The organism is Billgrantia hypersalina (assembly GCF_052584175.1).
This window is the reverse complement of record NZ_JBMIQI010000011.1, coordinates 307969-328415: the sequence shown is the minus strand read 5'-3', so window position 1 is coordinate 328415 and position 20447 is coordinate 307969. Positions and strand designations below refer to the sequence as shown.

Here is a 20447-nt window from a genome sequence, read left to right as displayed (position 1 = left end):
ATGTCCTACTCTGCCGGCCACCACCAGCCCTGCCAAATCACGGCGCATCCGGACATATCTAACTCAGCGTCTTACTCAGAAATTCCAGGAAGCGGTAGTCATTGGCGTAGGCGACGTTGATGCGCATGGCGGTGCCGTCGATGCCGTCGGGGCGCAGCGAGAAGATGGCGCCGGGGGCGATGAAGATGCCCTCCTCCGTGGCGCGTGTCGCCAGCTCGAGCGTATTGATGCCGGCGGGTAGCCGGGCCCACAGGTAGTAGCCGCCGCCGGGGCCGCTGACGTCGTCGATACCCACTTCCCCCAGTGCGCGCCGGGCACTGGCGCTGGCCTTGCTGACCCGCTCGCGCAGTTGCACCAGGTGGCGACGATAGCGCCCCTTGACGATCAGGTCGTGAATGATCGATTCGATGAAGGTGGAGGAGTTGACCACCGTGAGCATCTTGATGTCGGTGAGCGAGTGGATCAGCGCACGGCTTCCGGCGATATAACCCGAGCGTAGGCCGGTGGAGAGGGTTTTGGAGAAGGTGCCCACGTAGATGACGTTCTCCAGCCCATCCAGGGCGGCTAAGTGGGCGCTTCCCTGGGGCAGCAGGTCGGCGAACACGTCGTCCTCCACCAGTACCACGCCGTACTGCTCGGCGATCTTCAGCAACTGGTGCATGTTACTCAACGACATGCTGGTACCGGTGGGGTTGTGGGCGTTGGGCTGCAAAAAGAACAGCCTTGGCCGGTACTGCCTTACCTTGCGCTCGAACTCCTCCAGGTCGGGCCCTTCCGGGGTACGCGACACCCCCACCAGCTTGGCCCGTGCCAGGCGCAGCTTGCCGAACAGCGGGTAGTAGCCCGGCGTTTCCACCATCACGCTGTCGCCGGCATCGACGAAGTGGCGAATGATTAAATCGAAGGCGTGGTTGGCACCGAAGGTGAGCAGTATCTGTTCCTGGGCGGCGTGGATGGAGCGCCCGGCCAGTACCCTGGCGATGGCGTCGCGCAGCGGTTCGAAGCCCTGCGGCATGCCGTATTCGAAGTGCGCTTCCTGGTAGTCCGTTCCCCGCCGCTTCAGCGCGCGGGTCAGATCGAGCCCTCCCATCCAGGCTGCCGGGGCGCGGCCGTCGCCGGCACGAACCGCGAAGCTGCCGACCAGTTGCTCACGCAGCAGCGAAACGCTGTCGAGCGCCTCGCTCAGGCTCTCGCGCTCTTCCACCGTGGCCTGCGGCCGCGCCTGGGTGACGAAGAAGCCCGAGCCGTGTCGGGCCTGCAGTCGTCCCATGGCGACGAGCTGGTCGTAGGCATCGATGATGGTGTTCTTGGCCACGCCGAACTGCCGGGCCGCCTCGCGGATGGAGGCCACCTTGGCCCCGGGCGCCAGCCGGCCTTCGTCCATGGCCTTGAGCAGGCTTGTGGCGATCTGACCCGATTTGGACATATGCCTCTCACAGCGAGCTGTACCCTTCGATAGGACGGTACAGTACTTGGAACAATTCCACCAACTGTACCTTATGCTGTCGGTCCGTTTTGCCCGAAGCTGGCATCGCCGGCAACGGCTCATAACACCAATAACGACACAATCTGGAGTTACGCATGCCAGCCAAAGACAGGGCTTACCTGAATGTCTGGGACGACACGGTCTCTGGCAGGGATCTGCTCATCTCGCTTTCGCTAGCCACGCTGTTGAGCCTGGGCGGCTTTCTGCTCGCGCCGTGGCCGGCGCCCGGCCCGCTGGTGCTGGGCCTTTCCGGCGCCATTCTCGGCTTTTTCCTCAGCGCACTGCTGTTCCGGCCCAAGCGCCGCCTCGACATCGAAGAGGAGGCGTGAGCATGGACCCGATGCTGCTGTTGCAGATGCTGCTCGCCGCGGTGATCGCGGTGGTGGTCTATACCGCCATTGGCGTGGCCCCCGGCACTGACGAGACCGCCGTGCTGGCGCCCGTCACGCTGGCGCTGGTGGTGGCGGGTATTCCGCTGCCGGTGGTGCTGGCCTTCTTCATGGCGGCCATCGTGGCCAAGAAGCTAACCGATTCCATCCCGGTATCCGTCGCGGGGATACCTGGCGGCGTGATGTCGGCGCCCATGGTGGAACATGCTATGACGCTGAAGCGTGAGGGCCAGGCCACCCTGGCGATCCGCAAGATGGCCTCTGGCTCGGTGATCGGCACCCTGGTCGCGGTGCCGATCAGCCTGTTCCTCGCCTTCCTGCTCACGCCGCTGGCCGACGTGCTGGGCCAGTACGCCAGCCAGATCTTCTTCGGCGGCGCGGTGTTCCTGGCGCTGATGAGCCGCGAGAAGGTCATCAGCCTGGTCAGCATCGTGGTGCTGGCGGCGCTGATCCAGGCGCTGCGCCACTTCTACTGGGGCATGGGCGTGATTCCCGAAGGGCGCGTGGTGTTCATCTCGTTCTTCCTCGGTATCACCATCGGCCCGATGATGTTCAACCTGGCGCAGTTGCTGGTGAATCGCGAGCGCAAGGCCATGATGGTGGCCGAACCCAAGACGATCCAGATCAACAAGACGGAAGACGATCACAAGCTGCCCAACCCGTTCCGCATTCTCAGCCGCCAGGAAACGGCCTCCGCTGCCGCCAGCTCGGTATTGGGCTCGGTCACCTTCTTCATGAGCCCGGTGGGTATCACCATCTTCCTCGGCGAGGTGATGTCGAGCTGGGTGAAGGGTACCGTCGAGAAGGCCAGCCGGGCGCTCTCTTCCATGGACGCGGTCACGAACGCCGCCTATATCGCCGGCATCCTGATCCCACTGGCGGCGCTGGGCATTCCCATGAGCCCGATGGCCATCGGCCCTGGCAACGCCTTCTTCAACGCCCCACCGGTGCTGACCCTGGAGCAGAACGCCCATCATCTGATGAGCTTCTCGGAAATCGCCATCGCCAGCATCCTCGGTGCCGCCGTCGCGCTGCTGATCACCTACCCCATCGCGGTTCGCTACGCGCGCCAGATCTGTGTCTTCGTGTTCCGCCACATTCCCCATGAAGCCTTCCTCGCCATGTTCTTCGCCCTGGTGATGCTGCTGGCGTACATGGATGCCGGTCTGATGGGCATTCTCGGGGTGATGGTGCTGGCCCTCGTGGCCGGCCTGCTGAACCGCTGGGGCGTGAACTACGGCGTGCAGTTCATGACGCTCTATGCCGCCCCCTGGCTGATGGGGCTGCTGGCGTGAAGCTCTCATCCTCTCTTTCGTTTCATACGTTCTTACTGATCAGTGACAGGTATCGACATGGCTCATAGCACTTCCCGGATTGCCGGTTTCTACCAGCTCTCGCCCCAGGAGCGGCTCGCCAAGGTGGCCGAGATCGCCGGCCTCGACGACGCGGGTGTGGCTCACCTCGGCAACATGGGCAACGTCGACCCGGAGGCCGCCGACTCGATGATCGAGAACGTGATCGGCACCCTGAACATTCCGCTGGGCATCGCCACGAACCTGATCATCGATGGCGAGGAGCAGCTGGTGCCGATGGCCACGGAGGAGTCCTCGGTGGTGGCCGCGGTGTGCAACGCGGCGCGCCAGTGCCGCGATTCCGGCGGCTTCGTCACTGATGCCACTTCACCGGTGATGATCGCCCAGGTACAGCTCGTCGAGGTGCCCAACCCGGAGTTCGCCCGCATCAAGCTGCTCGAGGCGCGGGAGCGGATCAGGCAGATCTGCGACGCCACCGACCCCGTGCTGCTCAAGCACGGCGGCGGCTTCCGCGATCTCGAGGTGCGCGTGCTGGATGACATGCTGATCGTGCACCTGCTGGTGGACGTGCGCGATGCCATGGGTGCCAACGCGGTGAACTCCATGGCCGAGGCGGTCGCCCCGTCGCTGGCGGAGTGGAGCGGCGGCAAAAGCCGGCTGCGTATCCTCTCCAACCTGGCCGACCGGCGGCTGGTGCGGGCAAGGGCCATCTGGCGGCTGGACCAGATTGGTGGCGAGGAGGTGCGCGATGGCATGCTCTCGGCCTACCGCTTCGCCGATCTCGACCCCTACCGGGCAGCCACGCACAACAAGGGCATCATGAACGGCGTGAGCGCCGTGGTGCTGGCCACCGGCAACGACACCCGTGCGGTGGAGGCCGGCGCCCATGCGTTCGCCGCGCGCACGGGGCGCTACCGCTCGCTGACCCATTGGGAGCAAGACGCCGAAGGCAACCTCACCGGCACATTGGAGATGCCGATGCCGGTCGGCCTGATCGGCGGCGCCACCCGCTCGCACCCCACCGCACGCTACTGCCTGGAGATTCTCGGTGTCAGCCAGGCCGAGCGATTAGCGCGCATCATCGTGGCGGTGGGCCTGGCCCAGAACTTCGCCGCCATGAAGGCGCTGGCCACCACCGGTATCCAGAAGGGGCACATGGCGCTGCATGCCAAGAACATCGCCCTGATGGCCGGTGCCCAGGGCGACGAAGTGGCCGTCATCGCCGATATCCTGGTGAAGAAGGGCACCGTGCGGGTGGATGTTGCCGAACGTGAGCTGGCCAAGCTACGCCAGTCCTGAGTCGTACCTGACGCCTCACGCACCTGACGCCTGGCCGAGTCCTGCTTTACCAAGCGTCCCGTAAATCATGATTTCCACCATGCCAAAATGGAGTACGCTTAGCTCAGAGCCGGGCCAGAGGGAGCGAGCCGATGAAGCTGTGTGCCGTGCAGTACGCCTGCGTAACTGGCGAGTTCGAGCGCAACGTGGAACACCACGTCGAATACGTCGAGCTGGCGGCGGCCCACGACGCCGAGCTGATTCTGTTTCCCGAACTCTCGCTGACCGGCTACGAGCCTTCGAAGGCCAAGGCGCTCGCCACCCACGTGGAGGACCCACGGCTGGATGTGTTCCAGCGCCTGAGCGATACCCATGACATCGTGATCGCTGCCGGCTTGCCGCTGGTCACCTCTCGCAAGCCGCAGATCGGCATGGTGGTGTTCCAGCCTCATACGGGACGCCAGGCCTACGCCAAGCAGCGCCTGCACGACGACGAGCTGCCCTACTTCTCCCCCGGCGATCGGCCCATGGTGATCGAAACCCGCGAGCACCGCCTGGGACTGGCGATCTGCTACGAGTCGCTGCAGCCCGACCACGTCGCCACGGCGGCCAGCCAGGGGGCTGACGTCTACTTGTGCAGCGTGGCCAAACTGGCGCCAGGCATGGACGAAGCCTACGCCTACTATGCGACCTTCGCTCGCGAGCACGCCATGACGATTCTGATGGCCAACTGCGTTGGTCCCTGCGACGAGGCTGTCGGCGGGGGCCGCTCGGCGGCGTGGAACGATCGCGGCTCCTTCATCGCCGCGCTTGACGGCATGCAGGAAGCGATGCTGCAGCTCGACACTGCCACGCTGAGCACGCGCGTGCTGGCTCTCGCTTCATCGGCTGCGTAGGCGGCTAGCTTTCGACAGGCGTCCGGCCCGGTCGGACGCCTGTCGCTCTTCCCACTAGTTAAGGATCTCATCTCAATGCTGACATTGCTGTTGCTGTTGGTCGGTCTAGCGCTCTTGATCGCCGGCGCGGAAGGCCTGGTTCAGGGGGCCTCTCGTCTGGCGGCACGTATCGGAATCTCGCCACTGATCATTGGGTTGACCGTGGTGGCCTTCGGCACCAGCGCCCCGGAACTCGTCGTCAGCATCAAGGCGGCCCTCGACGACCAGGCGGGTATCGCCATCGGTAACGTGGTGGGCAGCAACATTTTCAACGTGCTGTTCATCCTCGGCATTTCGGCGCTGATCGTGCCGCTGGCGGTGGCCCAGCAGCTGATCCGCCTGGATATTCCGCTGATGATCGCCCTTTCGCTGACCGTGCTGTTGTTGGCGCTGGATGGCAGTATCGGACGGCTCGATGGCGGGCTGCTGTTCCTCGGCCTGGTCACCTATACCGGCTTCCTGCTGTGGCAGGGTAAGCGTCAGGTCGTTCCTGCCGAGCCTGAGGCCAGCGAGCAGAAGCGTCGCCACTGGGGCATCGATGTGGTGTTCGTCGCGGCCGGGCTCGCCATGCTGGTGGCCGGCTCTCGACTGTTCGTCGATTCGGCGGTCGTGATGGCGACTTGGCTCGGTGTCAGCGATCAAGTCATCGGCCTGACCGTTATCGCTGCCGGTACCTCGCTGCCCGAAGTCGTCACGTCGATCGTCGCGGCGCTGCGCGGCCAGCGCGATATCGCCATCGGCAACGTGGTCGGCAGCAACATTTTTAACCTGCTCGGCGTCCTCGGCGTGGCCGGGCTGATCGCCCCAACCGGCATTGCCGTGACCGACGCCATGCTCAGCCTCGATCTGCCAGTGATGGTCGCCGTGGCGGTTGCCTGCTTGCCGATCTGCTTCACCGCCAGCGCCATCAGCCGCTGGGAAGGTGCCGTGCTGATGAGCTATTACGTGGCCTATACCGCTTACCTGATCCTGGCTGCCACCCACCATGATGCCCTGGCGGGGTTCAGTACGCTGATGCTCTACTTCGTGCTGCCGATCACCGCTCTGACCCTTGCCGTGCTGGTGATGCCCGAACTGCGCCGAGGCCAGGGGCAAAGATGACCGTACCCAGACAGCCACTACGACGGCCCGGGCAGAGCGCTCTCAGCCCATATCCATCGCCGGCTTCGGTGAAACGCCCTGGGCCAGCGCGGCCACGCGCTCCGCGGCCTGGGCGCGCTGGAAGGCGTCGTGCGCTTGCAGCCGCTGCCAGTAATCGGCCACGGCGGGCTTGAAGCGCTCACTCAGGCCGATATAGCTCGCCAGCAGCAGGGCATAGCCCACCGATACGTCGGCAGCGGTGAAACGTCCGGCACAGAGAAAAGCATCGCGCTCGAGGCGCGGCTCCAGGGTACGCAGCCGGGATAGGAACCAGCGCGAGTAATCTTCCACCACCTGGGGCAGACGCCGTGCTTCGGGCTCGAAGCGGCCGTAGCGCAGCACCAGGGTCTGGGGGAAGGTAAGCGTCGCTTCGCCGAAGTGAAGAAGATTGAGGTAGTCGCCGTAGGCGGGCTCGCCCGGCGCCACCTCAAGGCCTGCCTCGGGATAGCGCCCGGCGAGATACTGGCAGATGGCGGCCGATTCGGTCATGCTCACTGCGCCGTCGAACAGCGCCGGTACCGTACCCAGCGGGTTGATTTCCAGAAAGGCCTCGTCGCGTACGCGGGGCGGAAAGGCATGCATCACCAGCTCATAGGGCGTGCCAATCTCCTCCAGCAGCCACAAGGGACGAAACGAGCGGGCGCTGACGCAGTGATGCAGTCTCATCATGGCTGGGCTCCTTGCGGTAGCTTCACTTGGGTGCTTTACAGGCTCGCGGCGGCTACGCGATGCTGGGCCGCCCTTGCTCGGGAGAACGTTACCTTGCCACGCCAGACGCTCGAGAAGTATCAGGTGTTGGTCTACTTGGCGGCGATAGGCATGGGCCTCGCCCTCGGCACGGCGCTCCCGGATCGGGTTGGCGTGCTGGAAACACTGCTGTGGCCGCTGCTTGGCACGCTGCTCTATGTCACCTTTACGCAAGTACCGCTGACGCAGCTGCACGGTGCCTGGCGCGATATTCGCTTTCTCGCCGCCGCCGTGCTGGGCAATTTCGTCCTGTTACCCCTTGTCGCCTGGGGCATGGCCAGTTTGTTTGGTCATGAGCCGTCTATTCGCCTGGGCATTCTGCTGGTACTGCTGGTGCCGTGCACGGATTGGTTCATTACCTTTTCCCATCTGGGCGGAGGCAAGACGCAGCATGCCATCGCCTTCACGCCGGTCAGTCTGCTGCTTCAGCTAATGCTACTGCCCTTGTACTTATGGCTGTTCCTGGACGCAGACCTGCTGGTTGCCGTGGTGCAAAAAGAACTGCTGCTCGCCTTTTCGTGGCTGATTTTTCTCCCCCTGTTGTTGGCCTTCATCACGGAAAAGTGGGCCCAAGGGAGACGCAACCGAGAACGGCGTGTCGAACGGCTGAGCTGGCTGCCGGTGCCAATTCTAGCCAGCGTGATTTTTTCCATTGCCGCCACCCAGGTCGGTGTCGTTACCGAGTCACTGCCCATGCTCGGTTGGCTATTGCTGATCTTCTCCCTTTTCCTGCTTGCCGCGGCGCTGCTCGCCCGTCTACTGGCCCATGTGTTCAAGCTTCCCGTCCCCCAGGGTCGCGTACTCGCTTTCAGCCTGGGCACGCGAAACTCCTTCGTCGTACTGCCGCTGGCGCTCTCTCTTCCCGCTTCTTACGAGCCGGCGGTTGTCACCATCGTATTTCAATCACTGATTGAACTCCTCGGCATGACGTTCTTCCTGTGGTGGGTACCACAGCGACTGTTTCCTTCCGCGGGATAAAAACCATACCCAGGCATCGATGGCCGAAACTGCCTGATAGCTATACTTTTCTCGTTCCGTATCGATTCGTTTCAACGCTAAACGGCACCGAACCAAAACAAGACAAGAAAGGTTCATCATGCTCTCATTACGGTCGATCGGATGGCTCCTCCTCGCCTTGCCTGTGGCGGCGAGTGCCGTCCTCAACGAGGCACCGCAAGCCGACGTGGCCATCCGCAAGGCAGAAGTGCTGGAGCAGGTTATAGCGCCCGACGTCAAGGTCAATGGACTCATTGAGACGCTGAGTGAAGAGGAAGTCGAGGCCGTCGACCCGCAGGGCAACGACCCGTTGGAAGAACCGCTCACCTGCCTGGCACGCTCGATCTATTGGGAGGCGAAGGGTGCACCGCGGCTGGATATGGAATCGGTGGCCAATGTCGTCATGAATCGCCTGGCCAGCGAGGAATTCCCCAACACCATTTGCGCCGTGGTGAAACAAGGCTTCGAACAGAGCCCCTGCCAATTCTCATGGTGGTGCGATGGCCGGCCCGACGAGGTGGTCGAAGGCGAGGCCTACGAAACCGTCAAGGAGGTAGCGCGCCAAGCGCTCAATCAGGAACTACCCGACCATACCGATGGGGCACTCTATTTTCACGACCGCACCGTTCACCCTCCCTGGGCAGATCGATTTTCGGTCAGCGCCGAGACCGAAGCTTTTATCTTTTATCGTCCCAGCCATGTTGCAGCGGAGTGATGCGAGGAGGTGAAGGTGTTTTTGCCCAATCAGGTGTTATTGACGATGCTACAAGCAAGGCTCGGTGCGGCTTGGTGGGCGTCTGGACGCGATTTGACTCACCTCGCCGCAAGGGCTCACCATGTACTTACACAACAAATACCAAAACACCCCTGAATATCACAATCTGAAACAAACAGGGCAGCTTTGGAGGTACGCACCCATGATCGTCTCACTGATCCCCAGCACCGTTTCCGTACCCGATACCCAGCACGAAAGGGATATCGAGACACTTCTCGACGGCCTGATGAGTGATGAAGGCCTTAGCCGACAAGAGCGTGACGAACTGCTCGACCTGTTGATTCTCGAGCGTGCCGAAATCAAGCGTCAGCTCAATCGCATCCGCGCTGAACGCGGCTGATCCCTATCGAACGCATTTGCCAGGTCTGCAGCGGCTCTGCCACTCTCGGTGTCAATTGACACTCATGACGCCAGCGAGACACGGAGAGCCGCACCATGTGTACCGCAAGGATCGCGGGCTGCCTGGCCTTGTTGCTGGGCAGCCTTCCCATCTTGGCCGATCAGGATCGGTCCGAGGCCATCGATCAGGCAGAAGCCCTGGAGCAGGCCGCCCGTCGTGGCGAAGCCCCACCTTCCCCGCTCACGCACGAGCAGGCCGAGGCCATCGATCCGTCAGGTCAGGCCGCACTGGACAATCCGCTCGGCTGCCTTTCACGAACGCTCTACTGGGAAGCCAAGGGCAAGACCGAAGCGGAGAAAGAGGCCGTGGCGAATGTCGTGCTGAATCGCCTCGAACACGAAGCGCATCCCGATACGATCTGCGAGGTGGTCACCGAAGGCTCCGAGCAGGGTGCCTGCCAGTTTTCCTGGTGGTGCGACGGCCGCACCGATGAAGTCACGGAAGAAGACGCCTTCGATACCGCCAGGAAGGTCGCCCGCCGGGCACTCAACCAGGAGCTGGACGATCGCACCCAAGGCGCTCGCTTCTTCCACGACCGCAGCGTCATGCCCGGCTGGAGCCAAGAATTCCGACAGACAGGCGAGACCGAACACTTTCTGCTGTATCGCCCTGAAGAATCATAGCCATCCGGCTCGGCGTGCTGCCAGTGCCGGGTTCAGTAGTCTCGAAACGCCGCCATCACATGCCCTACCAGCGTTTCGCAGGGTTGGCCGGCACCGGGCCGCTTGATCAACGTTAACTGATATTCCCCCAGCGGAGGCAACAGACTCGGATCGATGCGCCGCAACGGGGGCCGCACCAGGCTTTGCGGGAACGGGGAAACCGCCAGGTCGGCGATCATGGCGGCTTCCTGCCCGGCGCAGTGCTCACAGGAATAGGCGATACGGTAGCTCCGGCCGGCCCGATTCAGCGCTTCCAGCGCCATGCCGCGCCAGGCACACCCCTGGTGCGCCAGGGCCACCGGTAGCGGCGAGCGCTGGGCAGCCACGCCGCCTTCCCGCCCAGCCCACACCAGCGGCTCGCTGTGCACGATCTCGCCACGCATCTCCTGGCCCGGGTTGCCGGCCGTGATAAGTATCAGGTCTAGTTCGCCGGCGTCCAGCCGGTCGAGCATCTCCCGACTCTTACCCACCACCACGTCGACCTGAACCGCCGGATGCGAACGGGCGAACTGCGCCAGCACGCCGGGCAGGATGCGTGTGCCCACGTCGTCGGTGGTACCGAAGCCCAGCCGGCCCGATACGTCCGGCGCCAGGAATTGCGCGACGGCCTCCTCATTGAGCGAGAGCAGGCGTCGTCCATAGCCGAGCAGCACCTCGCCCTCCGGAGTCAGCCGCACTTGGCGAGCCTCGCGTACGAACAGCGCCTGGCCGAGCGTTTCTTCCAGTCGCTTGATCTGCATGCTAAGCGCTGAAGGAGTGCGAAACACCTGACGGGAGGCTTTGGTGAAGCTACCGCACTCGGCGATCGCGACGAAGCTGCGCAGCACGTCGGTATCGAGCAAGGGTATAGCAGCCTGGATGGCGGAAGCATGGGGAATGGCGGCGTGGGTCATGTCTCGACCTTTCAATTTATCTTAAAGGACAATGTAGACCTTTTCGTTTGATTGATGCAACAGGCCAGGCCAAGCTCTCCTGCAAGAGGTCGCGACCCTCCTTTCCTCAACTGAATTGACGCGGCACCGCCCACGGCGGCTGCCCGTCAGGAGGTGCGACATGAGCCAGCACGAACCGCTACGCCGGCCCCAGCCAGCCACCCGGAAACGCCCTGACCCACCGCCCCAGCCGGACTTCTACATGCCCGCCATGCCGCCGCTGAGGTTGATCCACGCGCTCGAGACCAAGTGGCAGGACTACCTGCGCCGGCGTCGCTTTCGCCAGCGCTTCCTGCCGCTACTTGCCTACGATGATCATATGCTTGAGGACATGGGCCACTGCCGCGACGACATCCTCTGGGCCTCGCGCCTGCCGCTGAGGGAAGATGCCGAACAGGCACTGATGCAGCGTCGGTCAATGCGCAAGGCGGCGCAGCAGAAGCGCCGACGCTTCTCCTCAGGTTCCCAGCGGCTCCCCTTCGGATGAGGTTTCCGCAAGCGTCTCGGCCCGTCGGAGCAGGAGGCGCTCCTGCTCCGGCGCCAGTTTCAACCCGAAGCGAGTGTGCAGCACTGCGGGGAGTGCCTCGGCAGCGATCCGGTACAGCTCCGGCTCACTCCCCGGCCGCAAGACTTTCAACTCCAGGTCGGTGAGTGCAAGGCGCACCTCCGCGCCATTGTGTTGCGCCACGATTCGGCGCACGAAGGGAGATGCCGGGTGATGGGACACGAGGTAGTTGTATTCAGCGAAGTCTGCACGGTAGTAAGGCTCGTCGCTGAACTGGTAGATGTTGAACCAGCCTGTGGGGCGCCTGTGGCGCAGCAGCCAGTGCCCCAGCGCGGTGCGCTCCAGGCGGTACTCCCAGAGGCCGTGACTCACCTCGTTGCCGGCCTCGAGCAGGATCGGTTCTCGCGGCCCGATATTGCCCACTCCGACATCGACCAGCCAGTCGCGACCTGCCACTTTCGCCACCAGCATCGTATGGCCGAGCGGCGTGATCGTGCGCTCGTCGTCACCCATCAACATTCTTGCGCTGCGCCCCTGAACCTTGAAACCCAGCCGATCCAGCACCGTGGCAAACAGCGTGTTCTGCTCATGGCAATAACCGCCGCGGCGACGACGTACCAGCTTGTCCTGAAGGCTTTCCAGATCGAGGCGAATCTCGCCGCCGGTGACGATCTCCAGATTCTCGAACGGCACCGCGGCGAGATGGGCCTGCTGAAGGGCACGCAACGTTTCCAGGCTAGGTGCCAGGTCACCGTGGTAACCGATACGGGACAGATAAGCCTCGAGATCGAGCACGGAGGCCTCCCACCGGGCAGACTCATGGAGCGGATGAGCGAACGTATCAGCCTGCATGAAAATTCTCCTTGTACCGAGCGGCCTATGGCCCGTGATGGATGTTTCAGTCCCAAGCAGGCTATTACCTCAAGCTAACTTCAGGTAAAGAGGTGAAATCTCGATCGTTCTGATAGCCAATGCCAATGTCAGGCTTGCCGCGAATATTATTCAACCAGCTGGTTGACAATACGCTCCTTCGCCACTATATAAACCAAATGGTTGAATATGACGCAACGATCCTGGACCGGGTGTTCCACGCCCTGGCCGACCCCACCCGCCGCTTGATGCTCGAGCGGCTGGCGGCCGGCGAGCGCAAGGTCGGCGAACTGGCCGCGCCGTTCGCCATCTCGCTGGCCGCCGTGTCCAAGCACGTGCGCGTGCTGGAGCAGGCGGGGCTGGTGGAGCGGCGCATCGAAGGGCGTGCTCACTATTGCCGTCTGCGGCCGGAGCCGCTGGCCGAGGCGGAGCAGTGGCTAAGCTTCTACGAAGGGTTCTGGAGCCAGCGCCTGAATACCTTGGAAGCGGCACTCAAGGCCGATCCCCGTGGCAAATCGGCGAAGGAGAGGCAAGATGGATGACAGCGGCTACGGCGAGAAGATGGCCGAAGACAGCATTCGCTTCGAACGCCTGCTGCCCGGCCCCATCGGACGGGTCTGGTCCTTCCTCACCGAATCCGACAAGCGCGGCCTGTGGCTCGCTCCTGGCACCATGGAACCGCGCCAGGGTGCCTCCTTCGCCCTGCACTTCCATAATACCGAGCTGACTCCCGACCGAACGCCGCCCTCCGAGCGCTTCCGCCAGTATGATGGCAGCTTCACGACGCCGCACCGGGTGCTGCGCTGCGAGCCGCCGCATCTACTGGCCTGGACCTGGGGCGGGGGCAGCGAAGCTCCCTCGGAAGTCTCTTTCGAGCTCAGCGAAGAGGGCGATCAGGTGCGCCTGGTCGTCACGCATCGTCGCCTCATCGACGACGATACCAGGGTCACCGTGGCCAGCGGCTGGCATACCCATCTCACCATCCTCGCGAACGTGCTGCAGGGACGCCGCCCCGTCCCCTTCTGGCCCACGTTCGAATGTCTGGAGGAGGAGTACCGATGGCGCATCATGTCACCCCACACCTGATGTTCGACGGCAACGCCGAGCGGGCCTTGATGTTCTATGTCTCGCTGTTCAAGCAAGCCGAGCTCGTGGGGCTCGAGCGCTATGGCCCCGGCGAGCCAGGCGCGGAAGGCAGCGTCAGGTTGGCCGAGTTCACCCTGGCGGGCCGGCGCTATTACTGCATCGACAGCCCGGTGAAGCATGACTTCACGTTTACACCGTCGTTGTCGCTATTCGTCGAATGCGAGGGCCCCGCAGAGTTCGAGCACCTGTACGAGCAGCTAGCGGCGGGTGGCGAGACACTGATGCCGCCCGATGACTACGGTTTCAGCTTTCGTTTCGCCTGGCTAAACGACCGCTTCGGCGTGTCGTGGCAGCTCAACCTGGCCTGATGAGGACAAGCCCCATGGGAACCTTGCCACTGCCCCCTATCGTGTCCGAAGCGGAGTGGCGCACCGCCTTGGCAGAACAGATCGAGCGCGAGAAGGCCCATACGCGCGAGCGCGACCGGTTGAGTGCCGCGCGCCGCCGCCTGCCGATGGTGGAAGTGAGGGCCGATTATGGCTTCGAGGGCCCACAGGGTCAGGCCGGCCTTCTGGACCTGTTCGAGGGACGCCGCCAGCTGATCGTCTACCATTTCATGTTCGGACCCGACTGGGAGGCCGGCTGCGACGGCTGCTCCTGGGTGGTGGACGCCATGACCCACCCCGCCCACCTGAACGCCCGGGATACCACCCTGGTGCTGGTCTCCCGGGCACCGCGGGAGAAGCTCGTAAGCTACCAGGCGCGTATGGGCTGGCAGCACCCGACGTGGTACTCGTCGCTCGGCAGCGACTTCAACCAGGACATGGGCGTGACGAGCTGTTGCGACGCCCCCGGCACCGACCGCGGCGAACGGCACGGTATCAGCGTCTTCCTGCGTGACGGTGACCGGGTCTTTCGCACCTACTTCAGTGGCAGGCGCGGCGTCGAATATCTCGGCAGCCTGTGGACCTACCTGGACCTGACGCCCTTCGGCCGCCAAGAAAGCTGGGAGGACTCTCCCCCGGGCTGGCCGCAGACGCCGCCCTACGAGTGGAACCGGCGACACGACGAGTACGATACCTGAGCCAACGCCACATTAAGTTGGCAAACGGCAACAACAAGAGGCGACCCATGACCATGAAGACCATCGGCCTGCTCGGCGGCATGAGCTGGGAATCCACCGCCAGCTACTACCGCGCACTCAACGAAGGCGTAAAGGCTGCCCTGGGCGGGTTGCATTCGGCCAAGCTGTGCCTGTACAGCGTCGACTTCGCCGAGATAGAACGGCTGCAGCATGCCGGCGACTGGGACGCCACCGCCGAGATCCTGAGCCGTGCCGCCCGCAGCGTAGAGGCCGGCGGTGCGGATTTCCTGATGATTGGCACCAACACCATGCACAAGGTTGCGCCACAGATCGCCGAGGCAGTCTCGATTCCCTTGCTGCATATCGCCGATGCCACGGCGCGGCGCCTGGCCGCCGACGGCATGCGCCGTGTCGGCCTGCTCGGTACCCGCTTCACCATGGAGCAGGATTTCTACAAGGGGCGTATCACCGAAAACTTCGGCATCGAGGTCATGGTGCCCGACGAGGCTCAGCGAGACCTCGTGCACGAAGTGATCTACACCGAGCTGTGCCAGGGAGAGGTGAAGGAGGCATCGCGGCAGCGCTACTTGGAGATCATCGCAACGCTACGCGAGCGGGGCGCCGAGGCGGTAATTCTCGGCTGCACCGAAATCGCCCTGCTGGTGCAGCAGCGCCATACCGAGGTGCCGCTCTACGACACCACGGCCATCCACGCCGAAGAGGCAGTGAAGTGGGCATTGGGAAAATGAGGGCAGGTAAAATTAGCGTACAGAAAGTCGACGAGCGAAGATCAGAGCTAGGCCCGTTCCCTACGGCCCAACGCACTTCCCACATCCATGTGGGTCGCAAGGCAAAAACCGGAGAAAAAGCGGAGTTTACGTTCTGTAAATGAGCATTATGATCCGGTTTTTAACGCCGTATGATCGAGCGCAGTCACTTTCTGTCAGGCGTAGGTATTGATCTGGGTCCCCACCATCCCCTCATTGGCCAGTTGCGGTGCGACCGACACCGAGGCCATCACGGCGGCGACCTGGTCCTTCTGCATGTCCAGGGCGTCCTTGTAGACCTCGAGCTGCACCTGCTGCGCGGCCTGGGCCTGCTGCATGACCAGCGATTGGCCTACGATGGCGTTGACGGCTGAATCCATGTTAATTGCTCCCTTTTATTTCTTCTGTTCAACCACGCTAACAGCCCATCGGGGCGATGGCAAAGAACGCAGCCCACCGAAGCGGGCCGCATTCTTTCGACAGCCCTCAGGCAGCGGCCAGCGGCCGGGTCTTGATGCCCGTCACAATCATCAACGCGGCCAGCAGCAGGACGGCAGCGCTGGCGGCGAATACGTTGAGGGCGCCACCCAGGTCGAAGATCAACCCGCCCACGGCAGCGCCGGTAGCAATCGCCATGTTGATGGCCGCCACCAGCAGGCCGCTCGCGCTCTCGGCCTCGTCCGGCACCGTGCGGGTGAGCCAGGTCGACCACGCCACGGGAATGGCGCCGAAGGCCATCCCCCACAACGCCACCAGCGCAGCATCGGTGGCCGGCGTACTCTCCAGCACCACCAGCGCCACCCCGAGCGCTCCCATCAATAGCGGCATCGCGATCATGGTGAGGCGCAGGCTGCGTTCCACCATCCAGCCACCCAGGTAATTGCCGAGGAAGTTGGCCACGCCGAAGCCCAGCAGAATGATGGCCACGCCGCTGACGCCCACACCGGTTACCGTTTCGAGGAACGGGCGAATGTAGGTGAAGAAGGCAAAGTGGCCCGTGAAGACCAGGGCCGCGGCCAGCATGCCCACGCCGACCCGGGGGCGCAACAGAACATCGAATAGGGTACGCAGGCGTGTCTGGCCACTCGGCGCCATGCGCGGCAAGGTGATGAACTGCACCACCAGTGCCAGTAGACCGAGCAGCGCGGCCATGCGGAACACGTCGCGCCAGCCGAGCAGGTCGCCGAAATAGCTGCCCAGTGGCGCGGCGGCAATGGTGGCCGCAGAAACCCCGCTGAACATGATCGAAAGCCCCCGCGGCACCAGGTTCTCGGGCACCAGGCGCATCATGGTGGCGATGGACATGGTCCAGAACCCGCCCAGGGCCAGCCCCAGCAGCACACGCCCGAACAGCAGTACCGTCAGGTTGGGGGCGAAGGCCACCAGCAGATTCGAGGCCACCAGCAACATCGAGAACCCCAGCAGGACGTGGCGCCGATCGATACGCCGGGTAGCGGTGGAGATCAGCAAGCTGGTCAGAAGCGCCACTGCCGCTGTGGCAGTCACGGCCTGGCCCGCCATGCCTTCCGTCACACCCAGATCCGCCGCCATCGGCGTCAGTAGGCTGGCGGGCAGAAACTCCGCCGTGACCAGCCCGAAGACGCCGAGGGCCATCGAAACGACTGCCCCCCAAGCGGGCTTGGCCCGCTGTGCCATCTCGTTCATCTCGTTCTCCTATCCTAGAGAAGCATTCATCAGGAACAAGAAGAGTAGAGCGGGCGATTCGGACGATCTATGCTAAAGGCTCTCGAATAATTGATCATTCATCCGAATCAGATACGAAATCGAAACGAGGACGCAAGATGCCCAAACCGGAACTGCCCGGCGACCTGGTCAGCGAGCTGCTGCTCGGCATGCGGCTTCGCGGTATCGCTTATCGCCGTATCCAGTTATCGCCCCCGCTGGGGGTCGAGTTCGGCAAGGTGGAGGGCTGGGCCCAGTTCCACTTCGTGGCGCGCGGTCCCGTCTACCTGCGCAGCCCAAGCGGCGGTATTCATGCCCTCGCTACAGGCGATGCGCTGCTGCTGCCGCGCGGTGGCGCCCATGCCTTGCTTTCCACGCCCGACCAGCCAGCACAGGACATCACGGCCTTTGAGAGCGCCAGGCTGTGCGAGGCGGTCAGCTCGATCCGCGCTTGTCCAAAGGGCTGCACGCTAGACGGCGCCCTGATCTTCAGCGGCTGCATGGAGTTCGACCTGGGCAGCATGCATGCCTTGGTTTCGCTGATGCCCGAGGTGATGTATGTCGGCACCCTGCTCGAGCGCCAGCCCGAGATCCTGCCCATGCTAGAGGCGATGGAGCGCGAGGCAAGCAGCGAACGGGCGGGCTTCGCTGCCATTCTGGCGCGGCTCGCCGACGTCATGGCGGCTTTCATCGTGCGCGGCTGGGTGGAGTGCGGTTGCGGCGATGCCACCGGCTGGATCGAGGCGTTGCGCGACCCGCGCCTGGGCCGGGTCATTGCCGCGCTCCACCGCGAACCGGGGCGCAACTGGACGGTGGCGGAACTCGCCGCCGAGATGGGCAGCTCGCGTTCGGTGTTCGCCGAACGCTTCCTGGCGGTAACCGGCATGACGCCGCACCGCTACGTCACTGAACTGCGCATGCGCCTGGCGGCCCAGTGGATCGGCAGGGAGCGTCAACCGATCGAGACGGTGGCCTATCGCCTGGGCTACGGCAGCGCAGCCGCCTTCAGCCGCGCCTTCAAGCGCGTTCACGGCTACCCGCCCGGGGCCCTGCGCCAGCAACGTGAAACAGGTGCAGCGGCTGCCACGCCGGCTTCCGCTGCACCTACACCCCAAACGGCCTAAAGATGCCTAACGATCAAACCAGGATATCGACGCCCCGGTGCCCTTCCTCGACGCCTTCCACCAGAATGACGTCGCCCATGGCGTTGGCGGTACGCAGCGGCAGAATGCGCCGGTAAGCATCGGAGCGATACCAGGCCCTGGCCTGCTCCAGGCTGGGGAAGCCGAGCATGATCGTGTCCCCCTGCCAGTGGCCTTCCAGCACCTCAGTGGGGCCGCCGTGGACCAGGTAGTGGCCGCCATAAGGCGCCAGGGTGGCATCGATCTTTTCCAGGTACTCGACGATTTCCGGCCCCATGGCGACGTCCTGCAGGCGGGCGATGGCGTAGGCGGTCATGGCAATGCTCCTTGTGGTGGGTTACCTCCACAGCTTCGCTCCGCTCGTGCGGCCTGGCGATTACCCGGGAGGTAATGGCCAGGCGTATCGCTTGGCGCTAATCTGAGCTCATGGACACGACCTCCCCCACCGTCGGGCAGATATTGAAGACGTGGCGCCAGCGGCGACGGCTGAGCCAGCTGGCACTTGCCACCGAAGCCGACATCTCCCAGCGCCATTTGAGCTTCGTCGAATCCGGGCGGGCCACACCCAGCCGGGAAATGCTGCTGCGCCTGGCAGAGCAGCTCGGCGTTCCCCTGCGCGAGCGAAACCGGATGCTGCTCGCCGCCGGTTTCGCCCCGGCCTTCGGCGAGCGTGGCATTGATGCACCTGGACTCGAGGCAGTCCGCAGCGTGATCGAACGGCTGCTGGCGAGTCACGCTCCCTACCCGGCGCTGGCCGTCGATCGCCATTGGCAACTGCTAATGGCCAACCGCCCGCTCGAGACGCTGCTCGCCGGCATCGCTCCGGCACTGCTCGAGCCGCCGATCAACGTGCTGCGGCTCTCGCTGCATCCCCAAGGGCTGGCGTCCCGTATTCGCAACTTCCGAGAGTGGCGCGGCCACATTCTCGAGCGTCTGGCCCGACAGGCCGACAGCACCGGCGACCCGGACCTCGCCTCGCTCGGCGAGGAACTGAAAGGCTATCCGGTACCACCCGGGGCACGTTCCCACCTGGCCAGTGTGCATTCGCGCCACGCCGGTATCGTCGTGCCGCTGGAACTGGCCCTGCCGGATGGCCGGGTGCTGTCATTGCTGAGTACCACCACGGTGTTTGGTACGCCGCTCGACATTAGCCTGGAAGAGCTGGCCATCGAGTCGTTCTTTCCCGCAGAAGCGACCACCCAGACAACATTGCAGCAGCTGGCCTCGGCAGCACCGCCTCGCTAATAGGCGAGGCAGATCTTGCCGAAGTGCCGCCCCGCCTCCTCATGGCGGAAGGCGTCGGCGATCTCCTCGAGCGGGAAGGTGCTGTCGATGATCGGGCGCACGCCGCTGGCCTCGATGCCGCGCACCATCTCCTGCTGGTGGATGCGGCTGCCGACGATGAGCCCCTGCAGGCGCGCCTGCTTGGCCATCAACTTGGCGGTGGGAACCTCGCCGCCGCGACCCGTCAGTACGCCGATCAGCGAGATGTGGCCGCCGATGCGCACGGCATCGATGGACTGCGGCAGGGTACCGGGGCCGCCGACCTCGATGACATGGTCGACACCCTTCCCGTCGGTCAGGGACTTCACCTTCTTGCCCCACTCCGGCTCGGCCTTGTAGTTGATGGTGTGGTCGGCGCCGAGCTGCTGCAGGCGCTCGATCTTGGCGTCGGATGACGACGTGGCAATCACTCGCGCCCCCATGGCCTTGGCGAACTGCAGGGCGAAGATCGAGACACCGCCGGTGCCCAGGGTCAGCACGGTGTCGCCGGCCTTGAGATTGCCGTCCACCACCAGGGCGCGCCAGGCTGTGAGGCCCGCCGTGGTCAGCGTGGCGGCCTCCTCGTGGCTGTACCCCACCGGAGCATGGGTGAACCAGGTGGCAGGGCGTACCACCTGCTCCCGCGCATAGCCATCGACGCCGTCGCCGGGCGTGGTCTTGAAATCCCCGACCCGCGCCGGGCCGTCGAGCCAGTAGGGGAAGAAGGTGGAAACCACCGAGTCGCCCACCGCGAACTCCTCGACCCCTTCACCGACGGCCTCGACCACGCCCGCGCCGTCGGACATGGGGATGCGCCCGTCCTCGGTCGGCATCTTGCCGGACACTACGCCGTAATCGTGGAAATTGAGCGAGCTGGCATGTACGCGTACGCGGATCTCGCCCGGCCCTGGCTCACCCGGCGCTTCCCCATCGACGATCTCCAGGTTGTCCAACCCACCGGGGCTGTGCAGCGTTACGACCTTCATCTCTGCCT

General features: G+C 64.0%; 25 protein-coding genes. 17 read left to right on the top strand and 8 right to left on the bottom strand.

All coding sequences use genetic code 11. The features are described 5' to 3' along the window. Positions 1-58: 58 nt before the first annotated feature. Positions 59-1426 carry an aminotransferase-like domain-containing protein gene (locus tag ACOJCM_RS08585; protein ID WP_445211643.1) on the bottom strand — a complete coding sequence of 456 codons (1368 nt, stop codon included), beginning with the start codon at positions 1424-1426 and terminating at the stop codon, positions 59-61. Positions 1427-1581: 155 nt separating this feature from the next. On the opposite strand from ACOJCM_RS08585, the gene ACOJCM_RS08580 reads away from it, so the two are divergent. The 5 genes from ACOJCM_RS08580 (at position 1582) to ACOJCM_RS08560 (ending at position 6502) form a co-directional block, all read left to right on the top strand. After that, entirely contained in the window at positions 1582-1815 is a 234-nt protein-coding gene (locus ACOJCM_RS08580; protein ID WP_445211642.1) for a hypothetical protein, read from the top strand. A 2-nt stretch (positions 1816-1817) separates the two neighbouring features. Continuing rightward, positions 1818-3170 carry a tripartite tricarboxylate transporter permease gene (locus ACOJCM_RS08575; RefSeq protein WP_445211641.1) on the top strand — a complete coding sequence of 451 codons (1353 nt, stop codon included), beginning with the start codon at positions 1818-1820 and terminating at the stop codon, positions 3168-3170. Between the two features lie 57 nt (positions 3171-3227). After that, complete coding sequence (locus ACOJCM_RS08570) at positions 3228-4487, top strand: hydroxymethylglutaryl-CoA reductase, degradative (protein WP_445211640.1); 1260 nt, start codon at positions 3228-3230, stop codon at positions 4485-4487. A 131-nt stretch (positions 4488-4618) separates the two neighbouring features. Beyond that, on the top strand, positions 4619-5362 hold the full coding sequence (locus ACOJCM_RS08565) for a carbon-nitrogen hydrolase family protein (RefSeq protein ID WP_445211639.1): 744 nt from the start codon (positions 4619-4621) through the stop codon (positions 5360-5362). Positions 5363-5437: 75 nt separating this feature from the next. Further along, the gene (locus ACOJCM_RS08560; RefSeq protein ID WP_445211638.1) at positions 5438-6502 is read left to right on the top strand and encodes a calcium/sodium antiporter; all 1065 of its coding nucleotides are present in this window, start codon (positions 5438-5440) and stop codon (positions 6500-6502) included. Positions 6503-6544: 42 nt separating this feature from the next. On the opposite strand, the gene ACOJCM_RS08555 is transcribed toward ACOJCM_RS08560, so the two are convergent. Continuing rightward, positions 6545-7210 carry a glutathione S-transferase family protein gene (locus ACOJCM_RS08555; RefSeq protein WP_445211637.1) on the bottom strand — a complete coding sequence of 222 codons (666 nt, stop codon included), beginning with the start codon at positions 7208-7210 and terminating at the stop codon, positions 6545-6547. Between the two features lie 93 nt (positions 7211-7303). Between ACOJCM_RS08555 and ACOJCM_RS08550 the strand changes: the two genes are divergently transcribed. The 4 genes from ACOJCM_RS08550 (at position 7304) to ACOJCM_RS08535 (ending at position 10082) form a co-directional block, all read left to right on the top strand. Then, the gene (locus tag ACOJCM_RS08550; protein ID WP_445211636.1) at positions 7304-8266 is read left to right on the top strand and encodes an arsenic resistance protein; all 963 of its coding nucleotides are present in this window, start codon (positions 7304-7306) and stop codon (positions 8264-8266) included. A gap of 118 nt (positions 8267-8384) precedes the next feature. Further along, on the top strand, positions 8385-8999 hold the full coding sequence (locus tag ACOJCM_RS08545; RefSeq protein ID WP_445211635.1) for a cell wall hydrolase: 615 nt from the start codon (positions 8385-8387) through the stop codon (positions 8997-8999). Between the two features lie 202 nt (positions 9000-9201). Next, a complete protein-coding gene (locus ACOJCM_RS08540; protein WP_445211634.1) occupies positions 9202-9399 on the top strand; it encodes a hypothetical protein in 198 nt (65 codons plus the stop codon). A gap of 95 nt (positions 9400-9494) precedes the next feature. Further along, entirely contained in the window at positions 9495-10082 is a 588-nt protein-coding gene (locus ACOJCM_RS08535; RefSeq protein WP_445211633.1) for a cell wall hydrolase, read from the top strand. Between the two features lie 32 nt (positions 10083-10114). Here ACOJCM_RS08535 and ACOJCM_RS08530 read toward each other — a convergent pair whose 3' ends face one another. Beyond that, positions 10115-11014: a LysR substrate-binding domain-containing protein gene (locus ACOJCM_RS08530; RefSeq protein ID WP_445211632.1), complete on the bottom strand. Its 900-nt coding sequence runs from the start codon at positions 11012-11014 to the stop codon at positions 10115-10117. A 160-nt stretch (positions 11015-11174) separates the two neighbouring features. On the opposite strand from ACOJCM_RS08530, the gene ACOJCM_RS08525 reads away from it, so the two are divergent. Further along, entirely contained in the window at positions 11175-11540 is a 366-nt protein-coding gene (locus tag ACOJCM_RS08525; RefSeq protein WP_445211631.1) for a hypothetical protein, read from the top strand. Here ACOJCM_RS08525 and ACOJCM_RS08520 read toward each other — a convergent pair. Beyond that, a complete protein-coding gene (locus tag ACOJCM_RS08520) occupies positions 11511-12410 on the bottom strand; it encodes an arylamine N-acetyltransferase family protein (RefSeq protein WP_445211630.1) in 900 nt (299 codons plus the stop codon). The genes ACOJCM_RS08525 and ACOJCM_RS08520 overlap by 30 nt on opposite strands. Positions 12411-12607: 197 nt before the next feature. Here ACOJCM_RS08520 and ACOJCM_RS08515 point away from each other — a divergent pair, with 197 nt between their 5' ends. The 5 genes from ACOJCM_RS08515 to ACOJCM_RS08495 are packed head-to-tail and all read left to right on the top strand — an operon-like array spanning position 12608 to position 15347. Then, the gene (locus ACOJCM_RS08515) at positions 12608-12970 is read left to right on the top strand and encodes an ArsR/SmtB family transcription factor (protein ID WP_445211629.1); all 363 of its coding nucleotides are present in this window, start codon (positions 12608-12610) and stop codon (positions 12968-12970) included. Continuing rightward, positions 12963-13514 (top strand): SRPBCC family protein, encoded by a 552-nt coding sequence (locus ACOJCM_RS08510; RefSeq protein ID WP_445211628.1) that lies wholly within the window; start codon positions 12963-12965, stop codon positions 13512-13514. Before ACOJCM_RS08515 ends, ACOJCM_RS08510 begins: the two co-directional genes overlap by 8 nt. Next, positions 13487-13882: a VOC family protein gene (locus ACOJCM_RS08505; RefSeq protein WP_445211627.1), complete on the top strand. Its 396-nt coding sequence runs from the start codon at positions 13487-13489 to the stop codon at positions 13880-13882. The genes ACOJCM_RS08510 and ACOJCM_RS08505 overlap by 28 nt, the downstream gene beginning before the upstream one ends. A gap of 14 nt (positions 13883-13896) precedes the next feature. After that, a complete protein-coding gene (locus ACOJCM_RS08500) occupies positions 13897-14598 on the top strand; it encodes a DUF899 domain-containing protein (protein WP_445211626.1) in 702 nt (233 codons plus the stop codon). A 53-nt stretch (positions 14599-14651) separates the two neighbouring features. After that, complete coding sequence (locus ACOJCM_RS08495) at positions 14652-15347, top strand: aspartate/glutamate racemase family protein (RefSeq protein ID WP_445212067.1); 696 nt, start codon at positions 14652-14654, stop codon at positions 15345-15347. A gap of 194 nt (positions 15348-15541) precedes the next feature. Here the strand turns inward: ACOJCM_RS08495 and ACOJCM_RS08490 are convergent, their stop codons facing one another. Further along, positions 15542-15745 carry a putative motility protein gene (locus tag ACOJCM_RS08490; protein WP_445211625.1) on the bottom strand — a complete coding sequence of 68 codons (204 nt, stop codon included), beginning with the start codon at positions 15743-15745 and terminating at the stop codon, positions 15542-15544. 106 nt (positions 15746-15851) lie between these two features. After that, positions 15852-17030: an MFS transporter gene (locus ACOJCM_RS08485; RefSeq protein WP_445211624.1), complete on the bottom strand. Its 1179-nt coding sequence runs from the start codon at positions 17028-17030 to the stop codon at positions 15852-15854. Positions 17031-17167: 137 nt separating this feature from the next. Here ACOJCM_RS08485 and ACOJCM_RS08480 point away from each other — a divergent pair, with 137 nt between their 5' ends. After that, complete coding sequence (locus tag ACOJCM_RS08480) at positions 17168-18172, top strand: cupin domain-containing protein (protein WP_445211623.1); 1005 nt, start codon at positions 17168-17170, stop codon at positions 18170-18172. A gap of 13 nt (positions 18173-18185) precedes the next feature. Here ACOJCM_RS08480 and ACOJCM_RS08475 read toward each other — a convergent pair whose 3' ends face one another. Next, complete coding sequence (locus tag ACOJCM_RS08475) at positions 18186-18506, bottom strand: DUF1330 domain-containing protein (RefSeq protein WP_445211622.1); 321 nt, start codon at positions 18504-18506, stop codon at positions 18186-18188. A gap of 110 nt (positions 18507-18616) precedes the next feature. Here ACOJCM_RS08475 and ACOJCM_RS08470 point away from each other — a divergent pair, with 110 nt between their 5' ends. Continuing rightward, positions 18617-19435 carry a helix-turn-helix domain-containing protein gene (locus ACOJCM_RS08470; RefSeq protein WP_445211621.1) on the top strand — a complete coding sequence of 273 codons (819 nt, stop codon included), beginning with the start codon at positions 18617-18619 and terminating at the stop codon, positions 19433-19435. On the opposite strand, the gene ACOJCM_RS08465 is transcribed toward ACOJCM_RS08470, so the two are convergent. Then, on the bottom strand, positions 19432-20439 hold the full coding sequence (locus ACOJCM_RS08465; RefSeq protein WP_445211620.1) for a zinc-dependent alcohol dehydrogenase family protein: 1008 nt from the start codon (positions 20437-20439) through the stop codon (positions 19432-19434). The genes ACOJCM_RS08470 and ACOJCM_RS08465 overlap by 4 nt on opposite strands. Positions 20440-20447: the final 8 nt, after the last annotated feature.

What these genes read in the sequence shown, in the direction of transcription:
- ACOJCM_RS08570 (WP_445211640.1), top strand. Translation starts at nt 3,228, where the DNA reads ATGGCTCATAGCACTTCCCGGATTGCCGGTTTCTACCAGCTCTCGCCC.
- ACOJCM_RS08510 (WP_445211628.1), top strand. Translation starts at nt 12,963, where the DNA reads ATGGATGACAGCGGCTACGGCGAGAAGATGGCCGAAGACAGCATTCGC.
- ACOJCM_RS08575 (WP_445211641.1), top strand. Translation starts at nt 1,818, where the DNA reads ATGGACCCGATGCTGCTGTTGCAGATGCTGCTCGCCGCGGTGATCGCG.
- ACOJCM_RS08545 (WP_445211635.1), top strand. Translation starts at nt 8,385, where the DNA reads ATGCTCTCATTACGGTCGATCGGATGGCTCCTCCTCGCCTTGCCTGTG.
- ACOJCM_RS08530 (WP_445211632.1), bottom strand. Translation starts at nt 11,014, where the DNA reads ATGACCCACGCCGCCATTCCCCATGCTTCCGCCATCCAGGCTGCTATA.
- ACOJCM_RS08465 (WP_445211620.1), bottom strand. Translation starts at nt 20,439, where the DNA reads ATGAAGGTCGTAACGCTGCACAGCCCCGGTGGGTTGGACAACCTGGAG.
- ACOJCM_RS08475 (WP_445211622.1), bottom strand. Translation starts at nt 18,506, where the DNA reads ATGACCGCCTACGCCATCGCCCGCCTGCAGGACGTCGCCATGGGGCCG.
- ACOJCM_RS08560 (WP_445211638.1), top strand. Translation starts at nt 5,438, where the DNA reads ATGCTGACATTGCTGTTGCTGTTGGTCGGTCTAGCGCTCTTGATCGCC.
- ACOJCM_RS08525 (WP_445211631.1), top strand. Translation starts at nt 11,175, where the DNA reads ATGAGCCAGCACGAACCGCTACGCCGGCCCCAGCCAGCCACCCGGAAA.
- ACOJCM_RS08505 (WP_445211627.1), top strand. Translation starts at nt 13,487, where the DNA reads ATGGCGCATCATGTCACCCCACACCTGATGTTCGACGGCAACGCCGAG.
- ACOJCM_RS08480 (WP_445211623.1), top strand. Translation starts at nt 17,168, where the DNA reads ATGCCCAAACCGGAACTGCCCGGCGACCTGGTCAGCGAGCTGCTGCTC.
- ACOJCM_RS08555 (WP_445211637.1), bottom strand. Translation starts at nt 7,210, where the DNA reads ATGATGAGACTGCATCACTGCGTCAGCGCCCGCTCGTTTCGTCCCTTG.
- ACOJCM_RS08565 (WP_445211639.1), top strand. Translation starts at nt 4,619, where the DNA reads ATGAAGCTGTGTGCCGTGCAGTACGCCTGCGTAACTGGCGAGTTCGAG.
- ACOJCM_RS08535 (WP_445211633.1), top strand. Translation starts at nt 9,495, where the DNA reads ATGTGTACCGCAAGGATCGCGGGCTGCCTGGCCTTGTTGCTGGGCAGC.
- ACOJCM_RS08470 (WP_445211621.1), top strand. Translation starts at nt 18,617, where the DNA reads ATGGACACGACCTCCCCCACCGTCGGGCAGATATTGAAGACGTGGCGC.
- ACOJCM_RS08495 (WP_445212067.1), top strand. Translation starts at nt 14,652, where the DNA reads ATGAAGACCATCGGCCTGCTCGGCGGCATGAGCTGGGAATCCACCGCC.
- ACOJCM_RS08490 (WP_445211625.1), bottom strand. Translation starts at nt 15,745, where the DNA reads ATGGATTCAGCCGTCAACGCCATCGTAGGCCAATCGCTGGTCATGCAG.
- ACOJCM_RS08585 (WP_445211643.1), bottom strand. Translation starts at nt 1,426, where the DNA reads ATGTCCAAATCGGGTCAGATCGCCACAAGCCTGCTCAAGGCCATGGAC.
- ACOJCM_RS08500 (WP_445211626.1), top strand. Translation starts at nt 13,897, where the DNA reads ATGGGAACCTTGCCACTGCCCCCTATCGTGTCCGAAGCGGAGTGGCGC.
- ACOJCM_RS08515 (WP_445211629.1), top strand. Translation starts at nt 12,608, where the DNA reads ATGGTTGAATATGACGCAACGATCCTGGACCGGGTGTTCCACGCCCTG.
- ACOJCM_RS08520 (WP_445211630.1), bottom strand. Translation starts at nt 12,410, where the DNA reads ATGCAGGCTGATACGTTCGCTCATCCGCTCCATGAGTCTGCCCGGTGG.
- ACOJCM_RS08485 (WP_445211624.1), bottom strand. Translation starts at nt 17,030, where the DNA reads ATGAACGAGATGGCACAGCGGGCCAAGCCCGCTTGGGGGGCAGTCGTT.
- ACOJCM_RS08580 (WP_445211642.1), top strand. Translation starts at nt 1,582, where the DNA reads ATGCCAGCCAAAGACAGGGCTTACCTGAATGTCTGGGACGACACGGTC.
- ACOJCM_RS08540 (WP_445211634.1), top strand. Translation starts at nt 9,202, where the DNA reads ATGATCGTCTCACTGATCCCCAGCACCGTTTCCGTACCCGATACCCAG.